Below are 20,280 nucleotides of genomic sequence, written 5' to 3' on the forward strand. Positions count from 1 at the left end.
TCTTAATATCATTTAAGCAAGCATCTTGAAATCTGCCAAAGCGGCCTCACCTTCCCCAAGCTCAAACAATGTTGCTATAAAAAAGCAGCAGGCAAGCAATTGCCACCTATACCAATGAAACTCTATTGAAATCTTTGAGGGAAACCATGTCAGAAAAACAAACCCTGGGCTTTCAGGCCGAAGTCAAACAACTCTTGCAGTTGATGATCCACTCCTTGTATTCAAACAAGGAAATCTTTTTGCGCGAACTGATCTCGAATGCGTCTGATGCATCCGATAAACTACGCTTTGAAGCGATCAATGACGCCAGCCTGTTTGAAAACGATCCTGAACTGCAAATCCAGGTCAGTTTCAATAAAGAAGCACGTACCATTACCATCGCCGACAATGGCATAGGAATGAGCAAGGCTGATGCCATTGAGCATCTGGGTACGATCGCCAAATCCGGGACTAAAGAATTTTTCGGCAAATTGTCGGGCGACCAGCAAAAAGACGCCGCCATGATAGGTCAGTTTGGCGTTGGTTTTTACTCCGGCTTTATCGTTGCCGACCGCATCACTGTAGAAACCCGTCGCGCCGGCCTGCCAGCAGACCAGGCTGTACGCTGGGAATCTGAAGGCGCAGGTGACTTTAGCGTAGAAGATATCGTCAAAGAAGGCCGTGGCACCAGCATCACCCTGCATTTGCGTGAAGGTGAAGACGAGTTCTTGTCAGCATGGAAGCTCAAATCCGTCATCCGTACTTATTCCGACCATATCTCCCTGCCTATCAAGATGCAGAAAGAAGAATGGGATGAAGAGAAAAAAGAACAAGTCTTGAAAGATGAGCTGGAAACCATCAACCAGGCCAGTGCCTTGTGGGCACGCAGCAAGTCTGAGGTCACGCCTGAGCAATATGATGAGTTCTACAAGCATGTCTCGCATGATTACACTGCACCGCTGACGCATACCCATAACCGTGTAGAAGGTCGCAGCGAATATACCCAATTGCTGTATATCCCGGCACGCGCACCATTTGATATGTGGGACCGCAATAAACGTGGTGGCATCAAACTGTACGTCAAACGCGTATTCATCATGGATGATGCAGAACAACTGATGCCAGTCTATCTGCGCTTCGTCAAGGGTGTCATAGACTCCAATGACCTGCCTTTGAATGTCTCACGCGAAATCCTGCAGGAAAGCCGCGACATCAAAGCTATCCGCGAAGGCTCGACCAAGCGTGTACTGGGCATGCTGGAAGACCTGGCCAATGCCGATGGCGACGAAGCACAAGCCAAGAAAGACAAGTACGCAACTTTCTGGAAAGAATTTGGCCAGGTCCTGAAAGAAGGCGTGGGCGAAGACAGCGCCAACAAAGACCGCATTGCCAAGCTGCTGCGTTTTGCCTCTACCCACAATGACAGCGATGCACAAAATGTCTCGCTGGCAGATTACCTGAGCCGCGCCAAAGAAGGCCAGGACAAGATTTACTATGTAACAGCAGAAAGCTATGCAACTGCCAAGAACAGCCCACACCTGGAAATTTTCCGCAAGAAAGGTGTAGAAGTCCTGCTGCTGACTGACCGCGTCGATGAATGGATGTTGTCCTTCCTGAATGATTTCGAAGGCAAGGAACTGGCCTCCGTCGCCAAAGGTGGCCTGGACCTGGGCCAACTGGAAGATGAAGCAGAAAAGAAACAGCATGAAGAGACCCAGACCGAGTTCAAAGACCTGGTCGAGAAAATGAAAACCGCCCTGGCCGATAAAGCCAAGGATGTACGCGTGACTTTCCGCCTGACTGATTCACCAGCTTGTCTGGTCGCAGATGAGCATGATTTGTCAGGCAACCTGGCACGCATGCTCAAAGCGGCAGGCCAGGCGGCACCAGAATCCAAGCCTATACTGGAAGTTAATCCTGAGCATCCTTTGGTACAGAAACTCAAGTATGAAGTCAATAAGTTCGACGACTGGTCACACCTGCTGTTTGATCAAGCCTTGCTGGCTGAAGGTGGTAATTTGAGTGACCCTAGTGCTTTTGTAAAACGTCTCAATGAGATGTTGCTGAGCAAGTAAATTCAGCCTAATTTATACCTGATGAAAGAAAAAACGGACTCAGCAATGAGTCCGTTTTTTTCATGTCCGGGTCAATTCAGCGTGTAGGGAAAACCTTGTCCCTCTGCTGTTTTTTAAACCAGTCATACAGCATCTGTTCTTCATATTGAAAATTGGTGTGACCACTGGCAATACCCAGGCGCATAAGAAACCCCATATCCTTGATGTCTTCTTTACCCGAAGCTACGCTTTTCCCCTCCGCATCCTTTAAATCAAAATTAAAACTCATGCGTGGCCAGTACAAATCCTTGATGACACGGACATCATTCATCGTATGGTGAAAGAAAGGACGCACGTCACCAGCCAGATCGATATCTGTGACCGTCACATCCCATTGATAACCATCTGGCAGTTTTTTCGCCAGATCAGCAAACATCTGATCAAACTCCTTGATCACGCGCGCCTGGAAATCAGGTTTGGATTCATTGCTGGGACGGATATCCGTAAATTTTTCCGGTTCTTGCCAGGCGACTTTCACTTCACCGGCGTGTGCCAGGGGTGACATGGCAGCGGCCAGCAATACTAAGCTACAAATCTTTTTCATTGGGGCCTCCTGAGGCAAACAACAAAGCTGGATGAAGGAATAGATAAAAGAAGCCTCCCTTCTCACCCTAAACTGCGTAGCAGATACACACAGACCAGAGCATACTGATGTCATTAAAGAATAGTGCATATACGCAAAAACGACCAGACAAGCTGGTCGTTTTTGCTGCTGATTTTTGTCACATAGTTTATCAGACTTCATCCAACTTAATGCGTCACCCTGGTGGTCCTGCCATTTGACAGCAAACGTACCCGCTCCCCCAGTTGAAAAGCTTCATCAGCTTCCTGAGTGATGGCACGCAACTCACCATTATCAAGCCTGACGGTAATTTCCAATCCGCGCACATGGGTCGCATCTCTTTCTATGCTCTGACCGATGATACCACCCGCAACAGCACCAACGATGGCTGCAGCAACCGAGCCATTGCCCTTGCCTATGGCAGAGCCGGCTGCCAGGCCACCGAGAGCAGCGCCGGTTGCCGTACCAACGCCACTTTGTCCCCTGTCTATGATGACTTCCCGCACAGACTCAACATAAGCCATGCGCACACTCTGCTCGTTTTGCGCTTGTCTTGCGCTATACACACTGCCAGAATTATGTGAGGTGACTGCGCAGCCACTGAGACTTGCAATAGCAAGTAAAATAAGTAGGCGTTTCAAGATAGGCTCCTGGTCCGGCTCGATACCGGCAAAGATAATGATCCCTGCTTAACGCTTGGTCAGACAAAAGCGTTGACAGATTGCGCAAATTCTTGCCCGCCCGCAAACCGGCCAGACTTGGCATATACAGATTTATTCATGGATCAAACCTCTAATTTACTGCAAGGCTTTCCTCCCGTCATCAATGCCCAGACACATACCCTGATACTGGGTAGTTTCCCTGGCGTGGCCTCACTCGACGCCACGCAATATTATGCATATAAGCAAAACCAGTTCTGGCGCCTGGTTTCTGCCTCGCTGGGCAGCGATCTGGTCAAACTGGAGTATGAACAGCGCCTGCAAGCCCTGCTGGCGCATGGCATAGGTCTATGGGATGTATTCCACTCCTGTGCACGTACAGGTAGCCTGGATTCAGCAATCCGGGATGGTAAGCTGAATGATTTCAGCAGCCTGCAAGCCATGTATCCGAATTTGCGCAAACTTTGTTTCAATGGCCAGACTGCGGGCAAAATGGCCACCTACTTCAAGGAGCGTGGCTATATAACGGCCATACTCCCCTCTTCGTCGCCTGCTTATGCCATGCGCAGTTTTGCAGAAAAACTGCAGGATTGGCAACATGAATTACAAGCGGTAAATTCAGAATAATAATTCCTGCACTTCGGCGTTTGCCACTTTTATTTCTTGCCTTACTTTCTTTGCATATTCGGGATGGATACTGCCAGTTTTTGCGTTTCCCCCGCCTGCCTGACCACCGCCTCTGGCACTGGCCTGGCGGTCTTTTGGCCCTGGTTCTTGCTGGGCTTATACCCACTCGCAGTATGTACAAAATACTCGTCCTGCTTTTTCCCGGCAAGTTTGCCGCTGTCTTCATCAGGCTTATTGCTGGTAGTGCTTAATTTGAGAGTGAAGTATTCGTCTGTGCCATTCTGCAAGAAACTGAGTTTACTGGCACTTTCCCAGCATGCCTGCATCATTCCTTCCTGCTCTTCGACGACATCTGTACAAGTACCGCTATTGCTTTCACCCATGCTCAAGTCCAGCACCTTGAGCAGTTTGACATCACTTAAGGAAATGATAAAGGCATAGTCATTGGTGTAGCCCTGGTGCACATCCCCTCCCTCGAACAGCAGGCCATATTTGTCTTGTCCCAATCGTATCAGGCTGCCACCGGGCGCTTCACCATGTGCACCCGCTGCCGTCACTTCTTTTTTCCCTTTTTCAAATACCCATTGTTTGCCATCATAGGTAAATACATAGACCGAGATCATGGCACTGGTGGCATGGCTCACTTCAACTACACCATCCAGGATTTGCTGGCGCTGTATCACCAGCACTCCCTTGTTTTTGCCCGCTTCAGTATAGGTCGCTACCAGCAAGGGGGTCGCCAGGGTATCTGCCTGCTTGATATCCCATTGCATGGTGTTTTTTTCAGGCAACAGCACACCTTGTTGTTTTTGATTATAAGCACCAAAAATAGCCAGCATCGCTGTATCAGCATTGAAGACTTCAGGTTTGGCTGCATCCGCAGGTGTCCGGTTAAACAGGAAGTAAGCTGAGAATCCCAGCAAAGTCAGAAAAGCCAAGGACAGGCTCATTAAAATGACAGCTTTTTTATATTTCATTGATAGATAAAAAGTAAATAATTTAACAATAATATAATACCCACGGAATTTTACCCCAAGCCCTCCACTTTTACTCTTATGGCAAGCAAATGCTGAGTTTCTCCGACTCAATTCTCCATCAGCCCCGCACATGAAGATGATAAACCCTGTAATTTGTCAAAATTTCCCCAGGAAAACTTATTGCAGTAGTCATGGATGATGTAAATTTGCATGTTACAAGTACAATGAGGGTTAAAATAAGCGCATGCTAATCAAACGAAAATCCATAGAAGCCGAGGCTAACCACCGCTCCGGCCCTAAAGCGGCTGCCAGCAAGTCAGCTAATCGCAAACCCAAGTTCGCTCCTGTCACCCTGTCTGAAATGGATGGTGTGCGCTTTTTGCATTTCGGCACTGAATGGGTACAAGGTGCCATGCGCCTGCGCAAACCCGACGCCATAGAGCTGGAATACGCTCAACAGATGATGGCATGGATGTTGTTCATCGATACACCTGTCCATCTGGTGCAACTGGGCCTGGGCACCGGTGCGTTGAGCAAATTCTGCTATCGCCAGTTTGCCGAGGCGCAAGTGACTGCGGTAGAACTCAATCCCTCGGTCATCGCCATTTGCGAGAGCATGTTTAAACTGCCTGCCAATGATGAGCGTCTACATGTGCTGGAAATGGATGCCATGGATTTCGTCCTCGATACCAATAATCACGGCCATATTGATGCCATGCAGGTGGACTTGTATGATGCAACCGCAAAGGGCCCGGTGCTTGACAGTGCAGAATTTTATCAAGCCTGCGCAAACTGCCTCAAGGACGATGGCATCCTGACGGTCAATCTGTTTGGTGACCATCCCAGCTATGCCCGCAATCTGAAAGCCATGCGCTTTGCCTTTGATACCGTGCTATGCCTGCCCGAAGTCCATGATGGCAATGTGGTCGCGCTGGCTTTCAAGCAAAAACCCGTCTTGGATTTCCCTGCCTTGTATGAAAAAGCAGATCAGATCAAAACAAACACCAAGTTGCCAGCAAAATCCTGGGTCAACGGGCTGAAAGCAGCTTGTGATCCCCAATAAATAATGGAAACGGCCCTAAGACATGAATAAACCCGCACACCGCAGCCTGAACCTGCAACAAATTTTTACCTGGTTGATGGCCGATGGCATTATCCTCAAGGAAGATGCCAAGACCCAGTTCCACGCGACCCAGGGCCTGCTCAAGAACGGCCCGACCAGCATGCACCCACTGACTGCAGTAGCACAAGCCAAATTGCACTCAGCCCTTGCTCCACATATTTCGCTGACGCTGGACTGGCTGACAGAATGGGCCGCTGGCAAAGTCAATATGCCTTTTTATCGCATCGACCCTTTGAAAATCGATTTCACCAGCGTCTCGGATGTCATGTCGGCATCCTATGCAACACGCTTCAATATCCTGCCGGTAGAATCAAGCGGCAATACCGTAGTTGTTGCAACGACTGAGCCCTTCAATACCGAATGGCAAGATGAAATACTAAAATTCAGTCGTAAGGAAATTCGCCTGGTGCTGGCGAACCCGCTGGAAATTTCACAGTACATCGTGCAGTTTTTCTCCCTGGCAAAATCCATCAAGGATGCGCGCAAGGCGAATAAAAACGACGCCAATCTGCGGCAAAACTTTGAACAGCTCATTGAGATAGGCAAGACCAACAAGCAGGTTGATGCCAATGACCAGCACATCGTCAATATTGTTGACTGGCTGTGGCAGTTTGCCTTTGACCAGCGCGCTTCGGACATCCATCTCGAACCCAAGCGCGATATTTCCGTCATCCGTTTCCGTATCGATGGCGTCCTGCATCAAGTGTACCAGGTGCCTGCCACCATCATGATCGCCATGACGGCCCGTATCAAATTACTGGGTCGTATGGACGTCATAGAGAAACGCCGCCCACAAGACGGTCGTATCAAGACCCGCACCAGCGATGGCCAGGAAGTGGAATTGCGTCTGTCTACATTGCCGACCGTGTTCGGCGAAAAAATGGTCATGCGTATTTTTGATCCTGAAGTGGTCGTCAAAACCCTGCCGGAACTGGGTTTCCCCCTCAATGATGCCAAGCGCTGGGATCATCTGACCAGCAAGCCGCATGGCATCATCCTGGTCACCGGGCCTACCGGTTCTGGTAAAACCACGACCCTGTACACCACCCTGAAGGCCCTGGCAACGCCGGACGTGAATGTCTGTACTGTAGAAGACCCTATCGAGATGGTGGAAGGTTCCTTCAACCAGATGCAGGTACAGTCTTCCATAGACCTGAGTTTTGCCGATGGCATACGCGCCCTCATGCGTCAGGATCCTGACATCATCATGGTGGGTGAGATACGCGATTTACCGACCGCCGAAATGGCCATACAAGCCGCGCTGACGGGCCATCTGGTGCTATCCACCCTGCATACCAATGATGCGCCTTCCGCCATCATGCGTCTTCTGGAGCTGGGTGTTCCCTATTATTTACTGGAGGCAACCATCATCGGCATCCTGGCCCAACGCCTGGTCAGGACGCTGTGCATCCATTGCAAATCGCCAGAAGGTGAATTGCAAGATGCCGTATGGGATACGCTGACAGAAGGCTGGGGTATCAGCAAACCCGAGAAAATCTATAAACCTGTAGGCTGCCCAGAATGCCGCCAGACTGGCTTCATGGGACGTACTGGCTTGTATGAATTACTGACAGTCACCCTGCCTTTCAGCAAAATGATTACAGAAAATGCCGATATCCATGCATTGAGAACACAAAGCATCAAGGATGACATGAAACCCTTGCGCATTGCTGGCGCATATAAGATCATCGAAGGTGTTACCACGGCAGATGAGGTATTAAAAGTCACTTCATCACTGATCTAGCAAAGTCTTCAGGGCAGACGAGGATGCATCCAACACGGGAAAGTGATACGCTGCAACTCATATGGCAAATGCTGGTGCTTGCCATTGTGTATGCAGTGCTAGGCCGGCTTTCCCTGTTACTGGCCATACCGCCGGGTTACTCTATCGCGATCTACCCTTCTGCCGGCGTGGCACTGGGCATGGTACTGACTGGCGGCTTGCGTCTTTTGCCCGGCGTTGCCCTGGGTGCCTTTGTCGCCAACCTCTTGATCAACCTGGATATTTTTGGCAGCATCAATACCAGTGCCTTGATTGCCTCGACCATTGTTGCTGCCGGTGCCTCATTACAGGCATTTGCCGGCACCCAGATGATACTGAAAAAATTGCAGGATAATCTGGCGCTGGATTCAGACAAGGCAATTTTCCGGTTTTTTATCTACGGCGGTGTGATTGCCTGTCTGGTTAATGCCAGCATCAGCGTCACTGCCCTGGTCGCGCTGGACATCATTCCCTGGCAGGATTTTTTCAATAACTGGATAGGCTGGTGGATAGGCGACACCTTTGGTGTACTGACTATCGCCCCCATCGTCATGGTGATTTATGGCAAACCACGTGAAATCTGGAATGCCAGGCGCTGGAGTGTCATGGTGCCCCTGCTGATTTGCCTGATGCTGGTAATCACGGCATTTACCTTCACCCGCTACCGCGAAGAACAAAAATTGCAGCTGGAATTTCGCCTGAAGGCAGAACGGGTGGGCCAGAACCTGCAAAACAAACTTGATAGTCATTCGGAAATCATGCACAACATCGAGCGCTTTTACGCCAGCTCTGTGCAAGTCAGTCGCAGTGATTTTGCCACGTTCATCAGTCATACCCTGCAACAGCAAAAAGCGATTTCTTTTTTATCCTGGGTGCCCAGGATAGACCATCAACAGCGTGCAAGTTTCGAGATTTCTGTGCTGCGTGAAGGCTTTGCCAATTTCCAGATACAGGAAATGAATGAACTACATCATCTTGCCGAGGTCCGTACCAGGGACGATTATTATCCTGTGCGCTATATCGAGCCTTTTTTTGATAATCACCAGATGTTTGGTTTTGACATGGGCTCGACAACGGCACGCAGGATAGCCATAGAAGATGCACGTGACAGTGGCAACCTCACCGTGACTGACCCGCTGATTTCCAATGACACCGATGGCCGGGAGCAGTTACATGTATTGCTGTTCGCTCCCGTCTACGAAAACGGCAAACCGCAAGAAAATATGGCGCAAAGGAAGGCTGCTTTTTCCGGCGTCGCGGTGAGCATGATCAGGATAGCCGATCTGGTCAGAGGCGTGCTCTCCAACGAAGACATGCGTAGTGTGCGCATCAAGTTCTATGATTTATCTTATCCTGGAAAAAAGGGGATATTCATCGATGAAATCAATGGCTTGAATCCTGGCCATCTGTTCCAGTCCACCATCAATTTTGGTGGCAGACAGTATGCCCTGCAAGCACAACCATCTTCAGAATACTGGCGTAGCCATATTGCCTGGATCACCTGGATCACCATGATAGGTGGTCTGCTGTTCACAGGCTTACTGGGTGCCTACCTGCTGGTTGCAACAGCCCATACCTTTGGCATAGAAAGCCTGGTAGCGCAAAGAACAGCCGAATTGCACAATAGCGAAGAGCGCCTGCGCACTATACTCGACAATGCGGCTGAAGGCATACTCACCACCGATGAAAACGGCATCATAGAATCTGCCAATCGTTCGGCCGAGGTATTGCTGAAATATGAACATGGCCGCCTGCGTGGCCGGGATATGCTCAGCCTGTTTCCTGACCAGGTATCGCGACAATTTTTATCTCGGCATTTACATAACAGCCAGCATGAGACCCAGTACGAAGTGGCAGGTAAAAGCGAGCGTCAAGAGTTAGTGGCAAAGCAAAGAGACGGGCATGAGGTGCCGGTAGAACTGGCGATCACCCGCGTGCGCATGGGCATACAAGTCTTGCATGTCATCATTTTGCATGATTTATCCGAGAAAAAACGGGTAGAAAAGCTCAAGACCGAATTTGTCTCTGCCGTTTCACATGAATTGCGCACCCCGCTGACGTCGATACGCGGCGTACTAGGTTTACTGGTGGGTGGTGTGGCAGGTGAGATACCAGAAAAAGCCCATTCCATGCTGGTCATGGCGAATGACAACGCCAGGCGCCTGACCACACTGATCAATGATTTGCTGGACTTTGAAAAACTCGAATATGGCAGCATGCAATTTCATTTCGATACCTTGCCACTGGCATATCTGATAGACAGCACCTTACAGTCGAACGAAGGATATGCACAAAGTTTTGACATAGAAATCTGCTATGAATCGCCCGTGGACAATACCATCCAGGTCAGGGTGGATGCCCAGCGCTTTGTACAAGTCTTATCCAACCTGTTATCAAATGCCATCAAGTTCTCGCGCCCCCATGGTCAGGTCGATGTGCGTGTCAGCATGATTGATGAACAGGTCAGAGTGGAAGTGCAAGACTATGGCATAGGCATTTCAGAAGAATTCAAGAGCAGCATCTTCCAGAAATTCACCCAGGAAGATGCCAAGGCTGCCCGCAAATACGCAGGCACCGGGCTGGGCCTGAGCCTGAGTAAAACCATGATAGAAAAAATGGGCGGGCAAATCGGTTTTATCAGCACAGAAAACCTGGGATCTTGCTTCTATATCACCTTGCCCGTCGCCGCTACCCTCAGCCCGTCACTGACGGCGGCATAGCGCAGCCGCATCCCCAGCTCCAGTTTGATGCGCTGGTTTTGCATGCGCCTGGATTCTGACATGAAAGATAGCAAGACCGGGCTGACCTGCTGCGCCAGTTCAGCACGCGGCAAGCGTGGGGGCCGGGGCAAGGAAAAAGCATCGGCCACCAGATCAAAATAAGCCGCCATCTTCATATCACTGTCATCGACAGCGTGATACACCCGGTTGGGCAAGGCCCGGAACAAGGCCAGTTTGATCAATTGCGCCAGATCATCTGCATGGATGTGATTGGTGTACACATCATCCGCCTCCGTCAGTGCTGGTGTGCCCTTGTGCAAGCGTTCCAGCGGCAGGCGGTCAGCGGCGTAAATACCCGGCACACGCAAGATGGACAGGCGAGAATGGCTGCGCCTGGCCCAGCTACGCAGGCAGCTTTCTGCTGCCACGCGGCGCTGGGCACGGGCGTTTTGTGGCCTGACTGTCCTGGTCTCATCAAAAGAAACCCCGGCACAGTCGCCATAGACACCAGTAGTACTGACATAAACAAGACGGCTCTTGTCAGGTAAAATGGCGGTCAAATTTTGTGTGCGCCTGTCGCACTTGCCTTCTGAAGGCGGTGGTGCCAGATGGACAACCCGGTCTGCCAGACCTTTGAGGCGGGCCAGGGTATCGGGCTGATCCAGGTTTCCCAGCAAGGGCGTGGCACCAGCTGCACGCAGTTCTGCGCAGCGGCCAGTCTGGCTGGTCAGAGCGAAGATGCGGAAATGCGGGCGCAACAAAGGAAGCAGGCGCATGCCTACGTCGCCACAACCTATGATAAGCAAGCGTGGCTTGCCAATTTGTTTAAACTGTTTATTCATGTTCAGGATAGTATGACTTTTCAAGTAAGCGTCACCCCCAGTGGCCGTCAATTTAGCTGTGAAGAAGATGAAACCGTATTGTCGGCGGCTTTACGCGCAGGCGTCATCTTGCCATACGGATGCAAAAATGGTGCATGTGGTTCTTGCAAGGGCAAGATAGCCAGTGGATCCGTGCAGCATGGCCCACACCAGCAACGCGCCCTGACTGAGCTGGAAGAAACCCAGGGCATGTCCCTGTTCTGCTGTGCCAAGCCACAGTCAGACCTGACTATAGAAGCCCGTGAAATCGTCGCCGATGGTGATTACCCAGTCAAGAAAATGCCTAGCCGCATTGCAAAACTGGAAAAACTCTCACACGATGTCATGCTCATCGCCCTGCAATTGCCTGCCAATGAGCGTCTGCAATACCGCGCTGGCCAATACATAGAATTCCTGCTCAGGGATGGCAAGCGCCGCAGCTATAGCATGGCAAATGCCCCTCATCTGGACGAGCATATCACTTTGCATGTACGCCATATGCCGGGCGGTGTGTTCACTGACCAGGTATTTTCTACCCTGAAAGAACGTGACATCCTGCGCTTTGAAGGTCCGCAAGGCACTTTCTTCCTGCGTGAAGGTAGTGAAAAGCCAATTATCCTGCTGGCTTCAGGTACTGGCTTTGCCCCTGTCAAGGCACTGGTAGAACATCTGATACACATTGAGTCCAAGCGACCAGTCAGCCTGTACTGGGGCGGCCGCCGCCCTGCTGACCTGTATATGCATTCCTTGTGCAAGGAATGGGAAAAACAAATACCAGGTTTTAACTATATCCCTGTCGTTTCTGACGCCTTGCCTGAAGATGGCTGGACTGGCCGCAGTGGTTTTGTACACCAGGCAGTCTTAGCGGACTATGCCGACTTGTCGGGCCATCAAGTGTATGCCTGCGGAGCCCCTATCGTCGTCGATTCAGCCAGGCGCGACTTTACGGCACAGTGCCAGTTGCCTGTAGACGAGTTCTATGCAGATTCGTTTACTTCTGAGGCTGACCTGGCAAATTAATAGCGATAAACTTTTTGCGCCAGCGCCAAAATTTATTTTGACGCAGTGCGCAAAAAGTCCTACTATCCGTTTTATGAAAATTTTTACAGACATGTCCTCACCAAATATTGCACGACGTCGCAACTCGCTTAGCGAGCCTGGGCCGATGTAGGAGTGAGCGTGCGCGTAAAAGCTGCACCACGAATATCCAGCCACAGGTTCCGCCCTGTGGCTTTTTTTATTAGGACTTACGCAAAACCGCCCCAGCTGCGTTGCAGCTCCTCGCCGTACTAAAGTACTGTCGTCGTCGCTGGCGCCTTGCTGGGGCAATTTTGCGTAAGCCCTATTTACTTGAATTTTTGTCTACCCACCCACTGTAACGACCTTAGGAGTCTTGAAATGGAATTCAGTCAGTACAACGTAAATTCCCTGATGTACATCACCCCACGCCCCGAACTTGTGTTCGTTGAAGGCAAGGGCATGTACTTGACTGATCACAAAGGCAAGCGATATCTGGACTATCTGCAAGGCTGGGCAGTTAATTGCCTGGGTCATTGCCCGGACGTGATTCATGAAGCCCTGGTCAGCCAATCGAAAAAATTGCTAAACCCTTCCCCGGCTTTCTACAATGCTCCTATGGTGGAGTTTGCCGATCTGCTGACCAAGAACTCTTGCTTTGACCGCGTGTTTTTCACCAATAGCGGCGCAGAAGCCAACGAAGGCGCAGTCAAGCTGGCACGCAAATGGGGTCAGTTGAACAAGAATGGCGCCTTTGAAATCATTACCTTTGACCATGGTTTCCATGGCCGCACGCTGGCGATGATGTCAGCCTCCGGCAAACCAGGCTGGGATACGATATTCGCGCCGCAAGTCAGCGGATTCCCCAAGGCAGATTTGAACGATATCGCTTCAGTAGAAAAACTGATCACCGACAAAACTGTCGGCGTCATGCTGGAACCGGTACAAGGCGAAGGCGGCGTCATCCCTGCCAGCCCTGAATTCATGCAAGCCCTGCGTGAGTTGACCAAGAAACATGGCCTGCTACTCATCGTTGATGAAGTGCAGACAGGCATGGGCCGTACTGGTGAATTGTTTGGCTATCAATTGTCGAACATAGAACCAGACATCATGACCCTGGCCAAGGGTATAGGCGGTGGCGTACCGCTGGGTGCCTTGCTATGTCGTGAAGAAGTAGCCTGCTTTGTTCCTGGTGACCAGGGTGGTACTTACAATGGTGCGCCTTTGATGGCTGCTGTTGGTATCGCCGTATTCAAGGAATTGACCAAACCAGGCTTCCTGGCATCGGTTCAGGAAAAGGCAGAATACCTGAGCCAGCAACTGGAACAACTATCAGAAGAATTTGGCATGCAAGGCGAGCGTGGCTTTGGCCTGCTGCGCGCACTGAAGCTCGGTGAGAATATCGGTGGCAAGCTGGTGGAAGTTGCCCGTGATATGGAGCCAGTGGGTCTGCTGATAAACTCCCCTCGCCCTGACTTGCTGCGCTTTATGCCGGCACTGAATGTGACCAAGGAAGAAATTGATCAATTGATCAGCATGTTGCGTACTGTCATACAGCAAGTAAAGAACTAAGTTCCATCCTCTACAATCTAAAAAAGCCTGCATGGTGCGCGTCATGCAGGCTTTTTTTCGACAAAAATATTGTCCATAGAGCATGTTTAACATTTTTTAATATGTATATAATCCACAATTCCATTCCAGCAATGAAAGCGTGTATGAACAACTTTTACAAGCCTCTCGCCTGCAAGTTTGCCTTCGGTGTTTTCAGCAGCATGTTTTTGCTTCATGCCCCCGCTTCGCATGCGGCAGTTGAACCTATCCCAATTGCCAGTTTTTTCAAGGAATCCCAGTTTAGCGATGCCCGTCTTTCGCCTGATGGCAAAAATATTGCCATGATCATCAAGGGAGCCAATGGCCGCATGGTCTTGGCAGTGCTGGAAGTGGGCAAGCTACGTCCTGAAATTATTGCCAATTATGAAGACAAAGATGTCAGGACTTTCCACTGGATTAATAATGAACGTCTGGTATATGACTTAACAGATATGCAGTACAAGGAAGTTCAGCATTTTTTTGGCCATGGCTTGTACGCAGTCAACAAAGACCGTAGCAAGCGCATACGTCTCGTCACGCATCAATTTACCGGTACGGGTACCAAGGTGGAGGGCAATGAATTACCCTGGTATACCCATTATCTGGACATTGCTCATGGTTCCAGCTCACCCGACATCTATGTCACGCAAGCTGTAGAAGCAGGTTCCAATGTACATGATTTGTATAGACTCAATACCTTGACTGGCAATACAGAACTGATTCCACGCCCTGGCAAGGTCGAATCATGGCTGATAGACAAAGCTGGCGTTGCCCGTATCGCAGTTACGATAGAAGAAGACAAATCTGTCATCAACTATAAAGACCCCAAGACAAATGTCTGGCGCAAACTGGCCACATCCAACTGGACATCTGACGACAGGATCGCGCCTGTGTTTTTCAGCCCAGAAGGTGATTTATATGTGCGCGCCAACAATGGCAAGGACCTGAGTTCTTTGTATCGCTTTGATCTGGAAAAGAATCAGCTTGATCCAGACCCTGTCATTTCATTGAAAGGCTATGATTTTTCCGGCCAGTTGATCTATAACGGCCCACAGAAGAAAGTATTGGGCCTGCGTTACGAGATGAGCAGACCAGCGACCCTATGGTTTGACGAATCCATGGCTGAGAAACAAAAGCAGATTGATGCGCTTTTGCCAGACACTCACAACTCCCTGCATTTTCCTTCAGACCTGAAAACCAATATCGCCCTGATTCACTCGTATTCAGATATTGCACCAGGCATATGGCAGCTGTTTGATTTCAATACAAAAAAACTGGTGCGCCTGGGCGTCAGCAAGCCTGAGATCAAACCTGAGCAAATGGCTGAAAAACAAATGCTGAGCTACACAGCTCGCGATGGCCTGCCGATACCGGTGAACCTGACGCTGCCACCAAACAGCACCGGCAAGAACTTGCCGGCCGTGGTGCTGGTGCATGGCGGCCCTTACCTGCGCGGCAATCACTGGAGCTGGAATTCGCAAGCACAATTCCTGGCCTCACGCGGTTATGCCGTCATAGAACCAGATTATCGTGGCAGCACGGGGTATGGTGCAAAACACTTCCGTGCCGGTATCAAGCAATGGGGCCTGGCCATGCAGGACGATGTTGCCGATGCTGCCAAATGGGCAATCACCCAAGGTTATGTTGATCCCAAGCGTGTCTGTATTGCTGGTGCCAGCTATGGTGGTTATGCCACCTTGATGGGCCTGATCAAAGATCCGGATATCTTCCGCTGTGGCATAGAATGGGTGGGCGTGACCGACATCAACCTCCTGTACGACATACACTGGAGTGATTTTTCAGACGAATGGAAATGGTATGGCATGCCAGTGTTAATTGGTGACCAGGTCAAGGATGCTGCTCAGTTAAACGCCACCTCGCCTTTGCAAAATACCGATAAGCTGACACGTCCTTTATTGATGGCTTATGGCAAGCGTGATCATCGCGTCCCTATCGATCATGGCACCAAGTTCTATAAAGCCATCAAAGAAAAAAATGCCCATGTTGAATGGGTAGAATATCCAGAAGAAGGCCATGGTTTCTACCTGCTCAAAAACAATATCGATTTTTGGGGTCGGGTAGAGAAATTCCTTGAGAAAAATATAGGCAAAGGCGAATCGCTGGCAACATCAGCAACATCAAGCACCAGTAAATAATCTCTCCTGCAAAAAGGCCACGAAAGTGGCCGTCTTCAATGCCAGCCAGTCACGTGCTGGATACACTGCATAGACTGGCGAGCCGCTGGGCAATTGGTAATTGTCCAGCACAGCAACCAACTCCCCACTTTGCAAGTGCTTGCTGACGATCAGTTTATCGATCAGTAAAATACCTGCGCCTGAGCAAGCGGCAGCCACCAGGGCAAGGCCATTATTTGACTGAAAGTGGCTGCTCACTCTGACTTTTTTCACTTCGCCATCCTGTAGCAAAGTCCACTCATCATTGGCGCGGCCTGCGTAGATGTACAGCAGGCAGGCATGTTGTGCCATATCCTCTGCCACGACAGGATGTCCGGCTCTGGCCAGATAGGCAGGTGATGCGCACAGTATGCGCTGACTATCTACCAATTTGCGGGCGATGAGGTTGGAGTCATCCAGGTGGGCGACACGGATGGCGACATCAATCTGCTCGGCGATCAAATCCACCAGGCGGTCTTCGACTTGTAGGGCAAAATCAATTTGTGGATAACGCTGACAAAACTCCGTCATGACAGGCACCAGCCTGGAGACGGCGGGCATGGGGCAGGTGACGCGCAAGCGCCCTTTGACTTCTTGCTGGTGCTGGCCCGCCATTTGTTCTATATTGGCCAATGCCGTATCAATGCGCTGAGCCTCATGCAAGACTTGTTCACCTATCTCGGTCAGGGTCAGCTTGCGGGTAGAACGCTGTATCAGGCGAGCCCCCAGGTCTTCCTCTAGTTTCGCCAATTGCCGCGATAATAAAGACTTGCCACACCCCAGCTGTATGGCTGCCTTGCTGATACTGCCAGCGCGGATGATGGTGGCAAATACGGCCAGGTGTTGTGGATTCAGCATAAGATATTACTCCCTCATTGTCGCGTTTTAAGCAACAATATTATGCAATATACCCAGCTTATCAAGCAACAATATCCTGCCTATACTGCTCTTCATGGTCAGCGCTTCGCTGCCTCACAAAGTAAAAAAAATCCACCTAAGCCGACAAGGAAAAACCATGAACACCACCAACTATCAATTCAAACTTGCAGCCCGCCCACAAGGCAGCGTCAAGGCCAGCGACTTCAATCACGTTAGCGAGCAATTGCGTGATTTGCAAACCGGCGAAGTCTTGATCAAGAACTTGTTTATTTCCCTGGACCCTGCCATGCGTGGCTGGATGAATGACAACAAAAATTCCTACATGCCCCCAGTAGCAATAGGTGAAGTCATGCGTGCCCTGGCCGTTGGTGAGATAGTTGAATCAAATAATCCCAAGTTTGCAGTCGGCGACCATGTCAGCGGCATGCTGGGCGTGCAGGAATATGCCTACTCTGATGGCAATGGCATCAACAAGGTTGACCCTAAACTGGCCCCTTTGCCGATGTACCTGAGCACTCTGGGCATGCCAGGCATGACCGCCTATTTTGGTTTGCTGGAAGTCGGCCAACCCAAGGAAGGTGATACGGTCGTGATATCCGGCGCAGCGGGTGCTGTTGGCACAATAGTCGGCCAGATTGCCAAGATCAAGGGTGCACGTGTTGTCGGTATTGCCGGTGGTGCAGACAAAGTCCGCTACCTGACAGAAGAACTGGGCTTTGATGCAGCCATCGACTACAAGAGCGAAGATGTCAGCGCCGCCCTGAAACAGCATTGCCCCAAAGGTATCGATGTGTATTTCGACAATGTCGGTGGTGACATACTGGATGCAGCCCTGGCGCAACTGGCTTTTGGTGCCCGCGTAGTCATCTGCGGCGCAATCTCTCAGTACAACAACACTATGCCTATCAAAGGCCCATCGAATTACCTGAACCTGATGGTCAAGCGCGCGACGATGAAGGGTGTCATGGTGTCTGACTTTTACCCACGCGCCATGGAAGCTGCCATGGTCATGGGTGGTTGGATCATGTCTGGTAAATTGAAAAGCCGCGAAGATATCGTCGAAGGTCTGGAAAATTTCCCTGATACTTTCCAAAAACTGTTCACAGGTGAAAACAATGGCAAGCTCATCCTGAAAGTCACCAAGGCTTGAGTTTGGCAAGAAATAGCCACCGGTCTGCTGGTGGCTATATTTTTCATTTCAAGGTTTCAAGACGAAATGAAGGACAGAACGCGCAGGCAAGGTATAGCTGAACTTGTTTTGCGTAATACTGCTCAAGCCTGTCCTGGCCGTAATAGCCGTATTGCTGCCGCTGACTCCCCAGACCTGGGCATATTTGAGATTCACAGGGTGGCTGATCTGGAAACTGCTCGTCACATTGCTGGCCTGGCGGTTAATGGCAATCACATGGACGACATTAGCGTCACTGGTATCAATCGCTGCATACACGGCAGCATTGCCATTATTGCTGGCGACAGCCTTGACTGAAGTCGCCGGAAACATGGATTTGTTGCCGTCATAATTGGTGTAAATTTTAAAACCAGATGTAATGAATTGTTCTGCATCACCAAAATACGTCGCCAGATAAACGCCTTGCTTGCCAAAAACCCCGAGGGCATCGGCCTGGGCAATGGCACCGGTAATATCGCTCTTGCCACCAAAATCATATTCCGTCACCGCCAGCTTGGTGCCGGGGTAAAAATCATTGACGGATTGCTGCAGTTTGGGCAGCATTTGCAAGCCACGGCCATCGGTAAAACCATTGCCATTCTGGGTAATCCAGCTAGGCTCTACATAGCTGGCATCCCACAGACTGCGGGCAGCCTGTACCCGGTCAGTGGCATTGTAAGAAGCTTGCGGATAGTAATGGAAAGAAAACACATCCAGCAAACGGCGGCCAGCACTTTGCGAAGCCTGCTTCATTTTTGCCAGATAGGCATTTGCCATGGCCATGCCGTTGTAACGATAACGGTCACCGGTATTATTGCTGTAATAGGGCTCAACATTGTATTGCCCCCAGTCTGCCGGCTGATGCGAGGCTGAACCATCCCACACTGCCCACAAGCTGAACAAGCCCAGATAACCACTAATGGCAGGACCAAAGGTCTCGGCACTGGCGTCCATGCGCTTGATGGTCTTGGCCAAACCTATATTCTTTTGTATGACATCGGTGACCGTAGTCAGCACTGGATACAAATTGGCATGGGTACCACTTTCGCCACTGGGCGTAGTCCAGTGATGCCAGAGGTCAGGTTCATTATCAAGTTCATAGCCTTTGACACCGCGGGCAGACGAAGCTGCACCATATTTCTGGACCAGGAAATTAATTTCCTCATCGATATACACAACGCCATCATTCAAGCCTGGGGCCAGGCTCAATGCACCAGCAGTTGCCGGCTTGTCATTGACGATATTCACCCAGCGCGCCGTATCTACATTGGATGGCCCGGCGGTGCTTTGCCATAACTGTGAACCCATGCAGGTCGAGGGTGGGTTCAGATTGACGATGTCTTTCGGTAATTTACCCGCAGCAGGTAATTGCAGCAAAGAATAGACGCCCAGGGCCAGCGATTGATCCTGAAAACTTTGCAGGGCAGCACCAGGCGCATAGTAGGCCAGGCCATTGCTGGAATTGGGGTTGCCCGCACCGGCGGTCGCACTGACACCGGCATTGGAAGAATTGCACCAGTCATTCCCCGAATTGCTGACGCCGTTTTCCCAGTTATAACTGGTCATATTATTGCCGCCCAAACGGCGCGAGCGCAAATTCAGGCTTTGCAAAGCGGCCTGCCCACCCTGATTGGCCCACCCGGCACGATTAGTGCCATCGGCGTAGGCGTTATAACCATAAATCAAGGGGCTGATAGGCTTGCGCTCTGCCTGGGTATCTATAGAAAAAGTGACGTTCTGGGCTGAAGTTGTCGAAATTTCCGCAGAAATCCCCAGAATTAAAAGAACTTTGCACAAGCTGACTTGTCTCATGATGCACTCCTGGTCTGCTCGAAAGTCATTAATTTCCACGCGGAAATACAGAGCCAAGATTACTTCATATTTTTTAACAATTCAAGGAAGCTATAAGTAGCAAATGTAACCGTAAAACATCAGATGCAAGCAATTCCCCTGCACAAATGAAAAGCCACTTACAGAATGTTGCAAATGCAGGTATAAAGCTTATTTTTCAGACAATGCTTATCTGGCTTTGGCTTGATAGTCATCGTTTGCTAGCCAATGCAGTAAGC

Annotated in this window: 15 protein-coding genes and 2 pseudogenes; 11 read left to right on the forward strand and 6 right to left on the reverse strand. The window is 50.3% G+C overall.

Annotated elements, in window-relative coordinates:
- Window positions 1–146 precede the first annotated feature (146 nt).
- The gene (gene htpG / locus ACO0LC_RS25295) at window positions 147–2,054 is read left to right on the forward strand and encodes a molecular chaperone HtpG (protein ID WP_423008402.1); all 1,908 of its coding nucleotides are present in this window, start codon (window positions 147–149) and stop codon (window positions 2,052–2,054) included.
- Window positions 2,055–2,130: 76 nt separating this feature from the next.
- Here htpG and ACO0LC_RS25300 read toward each other — a convergent pair whose 3' ends face one another.
- The gene (locus tag ACO0LC_RS25300; RefSeq protein ID WP_423008404.1) at window positions 2,131–2,637 is read right to left on the reverse strand and encodes a DUF3016 domain-containing protein; all 507 of its coding nucleotides are present in this window, start codon (window positions 2,635–2,637) and stop codon (window positions 2,131–2,133) included.
- A 206-nt stretch (window positions 2,638–2,843) separates the two neighbouring features.
- Complete coding sequence (locus tag ACO0LC_RS25305; protein WP_423008406.1) at window positions 2,844–3,296, reverse strand: glycine zipper 2TM domain-containing protein; 453 nt, start codon at window positions 3,294–3,296, stop codon at window positions 2,844–2,846.
- A gap of 138 nt (window positions 3,297–3,434) precedes the next feature.
- Between ACO0LC_RS25305 and ACO0LC_RS25310 the strand changes: the two genes are divergently transcribed.
- Window positions 3,435–3,941, forward strand: coding sequence for a DNA-deoxyinosine glycosylase (locus tag ACO0LC_RS25310; RefSeq protein ID WP_423008408.1), 507 nt, complete (start codon window positions 3,435–3,437; stop codon window positions 3,939–3,941).
- 41 nt (window positions 3,942–3,982) lie between these two features.
- Here the strand turns inward: ACO0LC_RS25310 and ACO0LC_RS25315 are convergent, their stop codons facing one another.
- Window positions 3,983–4,918 carry a hypothetical protein gene (locus ACO0LC_RS25315; RefSeq protein WP_423008410.1) on the reverse strand — a complete coding sequence of 312 codons (936 nt, stop codon included), beginning with the start codon at window positions 4,916–4,918 and terminating at the stop codon, window positions 3,983–3,985.
- Window positions 4,919–5,162: 244 nt separating this feature from the next.
- Here ACO0LC_RS25315 and ACO0LC_RS25320 point away from each other — a divergent pair, with 244 nt between their 5' ends.
- From ACO0LC_RS25320 to ACO0LC_RS25340, 5 genes and pseudogenes are all read left to right on the forward strand, one after another.
- Window positions 5,163–5,981, forward strand: a complete 819-nt coding sequence (locus ACO0LC_RS25320) for a spermidine synthase (protein ID WP_423008412.1) — start codon at window positions 5,163–5,165, stop codon at window positions 5,979–5,981.
- A 22-nt stretch (window positions 5,982–6,003) separates the two neighbouring features.
- Complete coding sequence (locus tag ACO0LC_RS25325) at window positions 6,004–7,785, forward strand: GspE/PulE family protein (RefSeq protein ID WP_423008414.1); 1,782 nt, start codon at window positions 6,004–6,006, stop codon at window positions 7,783–7,785.
- Between the two features lie 68 nt (window positions 7,786–7,853).
- Window positions 7,854–9,146, forward strand: a pseudogene (locus tag ACO0LC_RS25330) (CHASE domain-containing protein); the annotation flags it as partial.
- A gap of 168 nt (window positions 9,147–9,314) precedes the next feature.
- Window positions 9,315–10,004: pseudogene (locus ACO0LC_RS25335) on the forward strand (PAS domain S-box protein); the annotation flags it as partial.
- A 15-nt stretch (window positions 10,005–10,019) separates the two neighbouring features.
- Entirely contained in the window at window positions 10,020–10,523 is a 504-nt protein-coding gene (locus tag ACO0LC_RS25340) for a sensor histidine kinase (protein ID WP_423008475.1), read from the forward strand.
- Here ACO0LC_RS25340 and ACO0LC_RS25345 read toward each other — a convergent pair.
- The gene (locus tag ACO0LC_RS25345) at window positions 10,469–11,365 is read right to left on the reverse strand and encodes an SDR family oxidoreductase (protein WP_423008416.1); all 897 of its coding nucleotides are present in this window, start codon (window positions 11,363–11,365) and stop codon (window positions 10,469–10,471) included. The genes ACO0LC_RS25340 and ACO0LC_RS25345 overlap by 55 nt on opposite strands.
- Window positions 11,366–11,377: 12 nt before the next feature.
- Here ACO0LC_RS25345 and ACO0LC_RS25350 point away from each other — a divergent pair, with 12 nt between their 5' ends.
- From ACO0LC_RS25350 to ACO0LC_RS25360, 3 genes are all read left to right on the forward strand, one after another.
- Entirely contained in the window at window positions 11,378–12,403 is a 1,026-nt protein-coding gene (locus ACO0LC_RS25350) for a CDP-6-deoxy-delta-3,4-glucoseen reductase (protein WP_423008418.1), read from the forward strand.
- Between the two features lie 378 nt (window positions 12,404–12,781).
- Window positions 12,782–13,972: an acetylornithine transaminase gene (locus ACO0LC_RS25355; protein ID WP_423008420.1), complete on the forward strand. Its 1,191-nt coding sequence runs from the start codon at window positions 12,782–12,784 to the stop codon at window positions 13,970–13,972.
- 143 nt (window positions 13,973–14,115) lie between these two features.
- Window positions 14,116–16,146, forward strand: a complete 2,031-nt coding sequence (locus tag ACO0LC_RS25360; RefSeq protein WP_423008422.1) for an alpha/beta hydrolase family protein — start codon at window positions 14,116–14,118, stop codon at window positions 16,144–16,146.
- On the opposite strand, the gene ACO0LC_RS25365 is transcribed toward ACO0LC_RS25360, so the two are convergent.
- The gene (locus ACO0LC_RS25365) at window positions 16,129–17,022 is read right to left on the reverse strand and encodes a LysR family transcriptional regulator (RefSeq protein WP_423008423.1); all 894 of its coding nucleotides are present in this window, start codon (window positions 17,020–17,022) and stop codon (window positions 16,129–16,131) included. The two genes, ACO0LC_RS25360 and ACO0LC_RS25365, sit on opposite strands and share 18 nt — an antisense overlap.
- A 157-nt stretch (window positions 17,023–17,179) precedes the next feature.
- Between ACO0LC_RS25365 and ACO0LC_RS25370 the strand changes: the two genes are divergently transcribed.
- Window positions 17,180–18,193: an NADP-dependent oxidoreductase gene (locus ACO0LC_RS25370; protein ID WP_423008425.1), complete on the forward strand. Its 1,014-nt coding sequence runs from the start codon at window positions 17,180–17,182 to the stop codon at window positions 18,191–18,193.
- A 48-nt stretch (window positions 18,194–18,241) separates the two neighbouring features.
- Here the strand turns inward: ACO0LC_RS25370 and ACO0LC_RS25375 are convergent, their stop codons facing one another.
- Window positions 18,242–20,023: a glycoside hydrolase family 44 protein gene (locus ACO0LC_RS25375; protein ID WP_423008427.1), complete on the reverse strand. Its 1,782-nt coding sequence runs from the start codon at window positions 20,021–20,023 to the stop codon at window positions 18,242–18,244.
- Window positions 20,024–20,280: the final 257 nt, after the last annotated feature.

It is taken from the genome of Undibacterium sp. JH2W (genome assembly GCF_049340425.1).
GTDB lineage: Bacteria > Pseudomonadota > Gammaproteobacteria > Burkholderiales > Burkholderiaceae_D > Undibacterium.

Excerpts from the sequence above, each read along its gene's own strand:
- htpG (WP_423008402.1), top strand. The coding sequence starts at position 147 with ATGTCAGAAAAACAAACCCTGGGCTTTCAGGCCGAAGTCAAACAACTC.
- ACO0LC_RS25300 (WP_423008404.1), bottom strand. The coding sequence starts at position 2,637 with ATGAAAAAGATTTGTAGCTTAGTATTGCTGGCCGCTGCCATGTCACCC.
- ACO0LC_RS25310 (WP_423008408.1), top strand. The coding sequence starts at position 3,435 with ATGGATCAAACCTCTAATTTACTGCAAGGCTTTCCTCCCGTCATCAAT.
- ACO0LC_RS25315 (WP_423008410.1), bottom strand. The coding sequence starts at position 4,918 with ATGAAATATAAAAAAGCTGTCATTTTAATGAGCCTGTCCTTGGCTTTT.
- ACO0LC_RS25320 (WP_423008412.1), top strand. The coding sequence starts at position 5,163 with ATGCTAATCAAACGAAAATCCATAGAAGCCGAGGCTAACCACCGCTCC.
- ACO0LC_RS25325 (WP_423008414.1), top strand. The coding sequence starts at position 6,004 with ATGAATAAACCCGCACACCGCAGCCTGAACCTGCAACAAATTTTTACC.
- ACO0LC_RS25340 (WP_423008475.1), top strand. The coding sequence starts at position 10,020 with ATGCAATTTCATTTCGATACCTTGCCACTGGCATATCTGATAGACAGC.
- ACO0LC_RS25345 (WP_423008416.1), bottom strand. The coding sequence starts at position 11,365 with ATGAATAAACAGTTTAAACAAATTGGCAAGCCACGCTTGCTTATCATA.
- ACO0LC_RS25350 (WP_423008418.1), top strand. The coding sequence starts at position 11,378 with ATGACTTTTCAAGTAAGCGTCACCCCCAGTGGCCGTCAATTTAGCTGT.
- ACO0LC_RS25355 (WP_423008420.1), top strand. The coding sequence starts at position 12,782 with ATGGAATTCAGTCAGTACAACGTAAATTCCCTGATGTACATCACCCCA.
- ACO0LC_RS25360 (WP_423008422.1), top strand. The coding sequence starts at position 14,116 with ATGAACAACTTTTACAAGCCTCTCGCCTGCAAGTTTGCCTTCGGTGTT.
- ACO0LC_RS25365 (WP_423008423.1), bottom strand. The coding sequence starts at position 17,022 with ATGCTGAATCCACAACACCTGGCCGTATTTGCCACCATCATCCGCGCT.
- ACO0LC_RS25370 (WP_423008425.1), top strand. The coding sequence starts at position 17,180 with ATGAACACCACCAACTATCAATTCAAACTTGCAGCCCGCCCACAAGGC.
- ACO0LC_RS25375 (WP_423008427.1), bottom strand. The coding sequence starts at position 20,023 with ATGAGACAAGTCAGCTTGTGCAAAGTTCTTTTAATTCTGGGGATTTCT.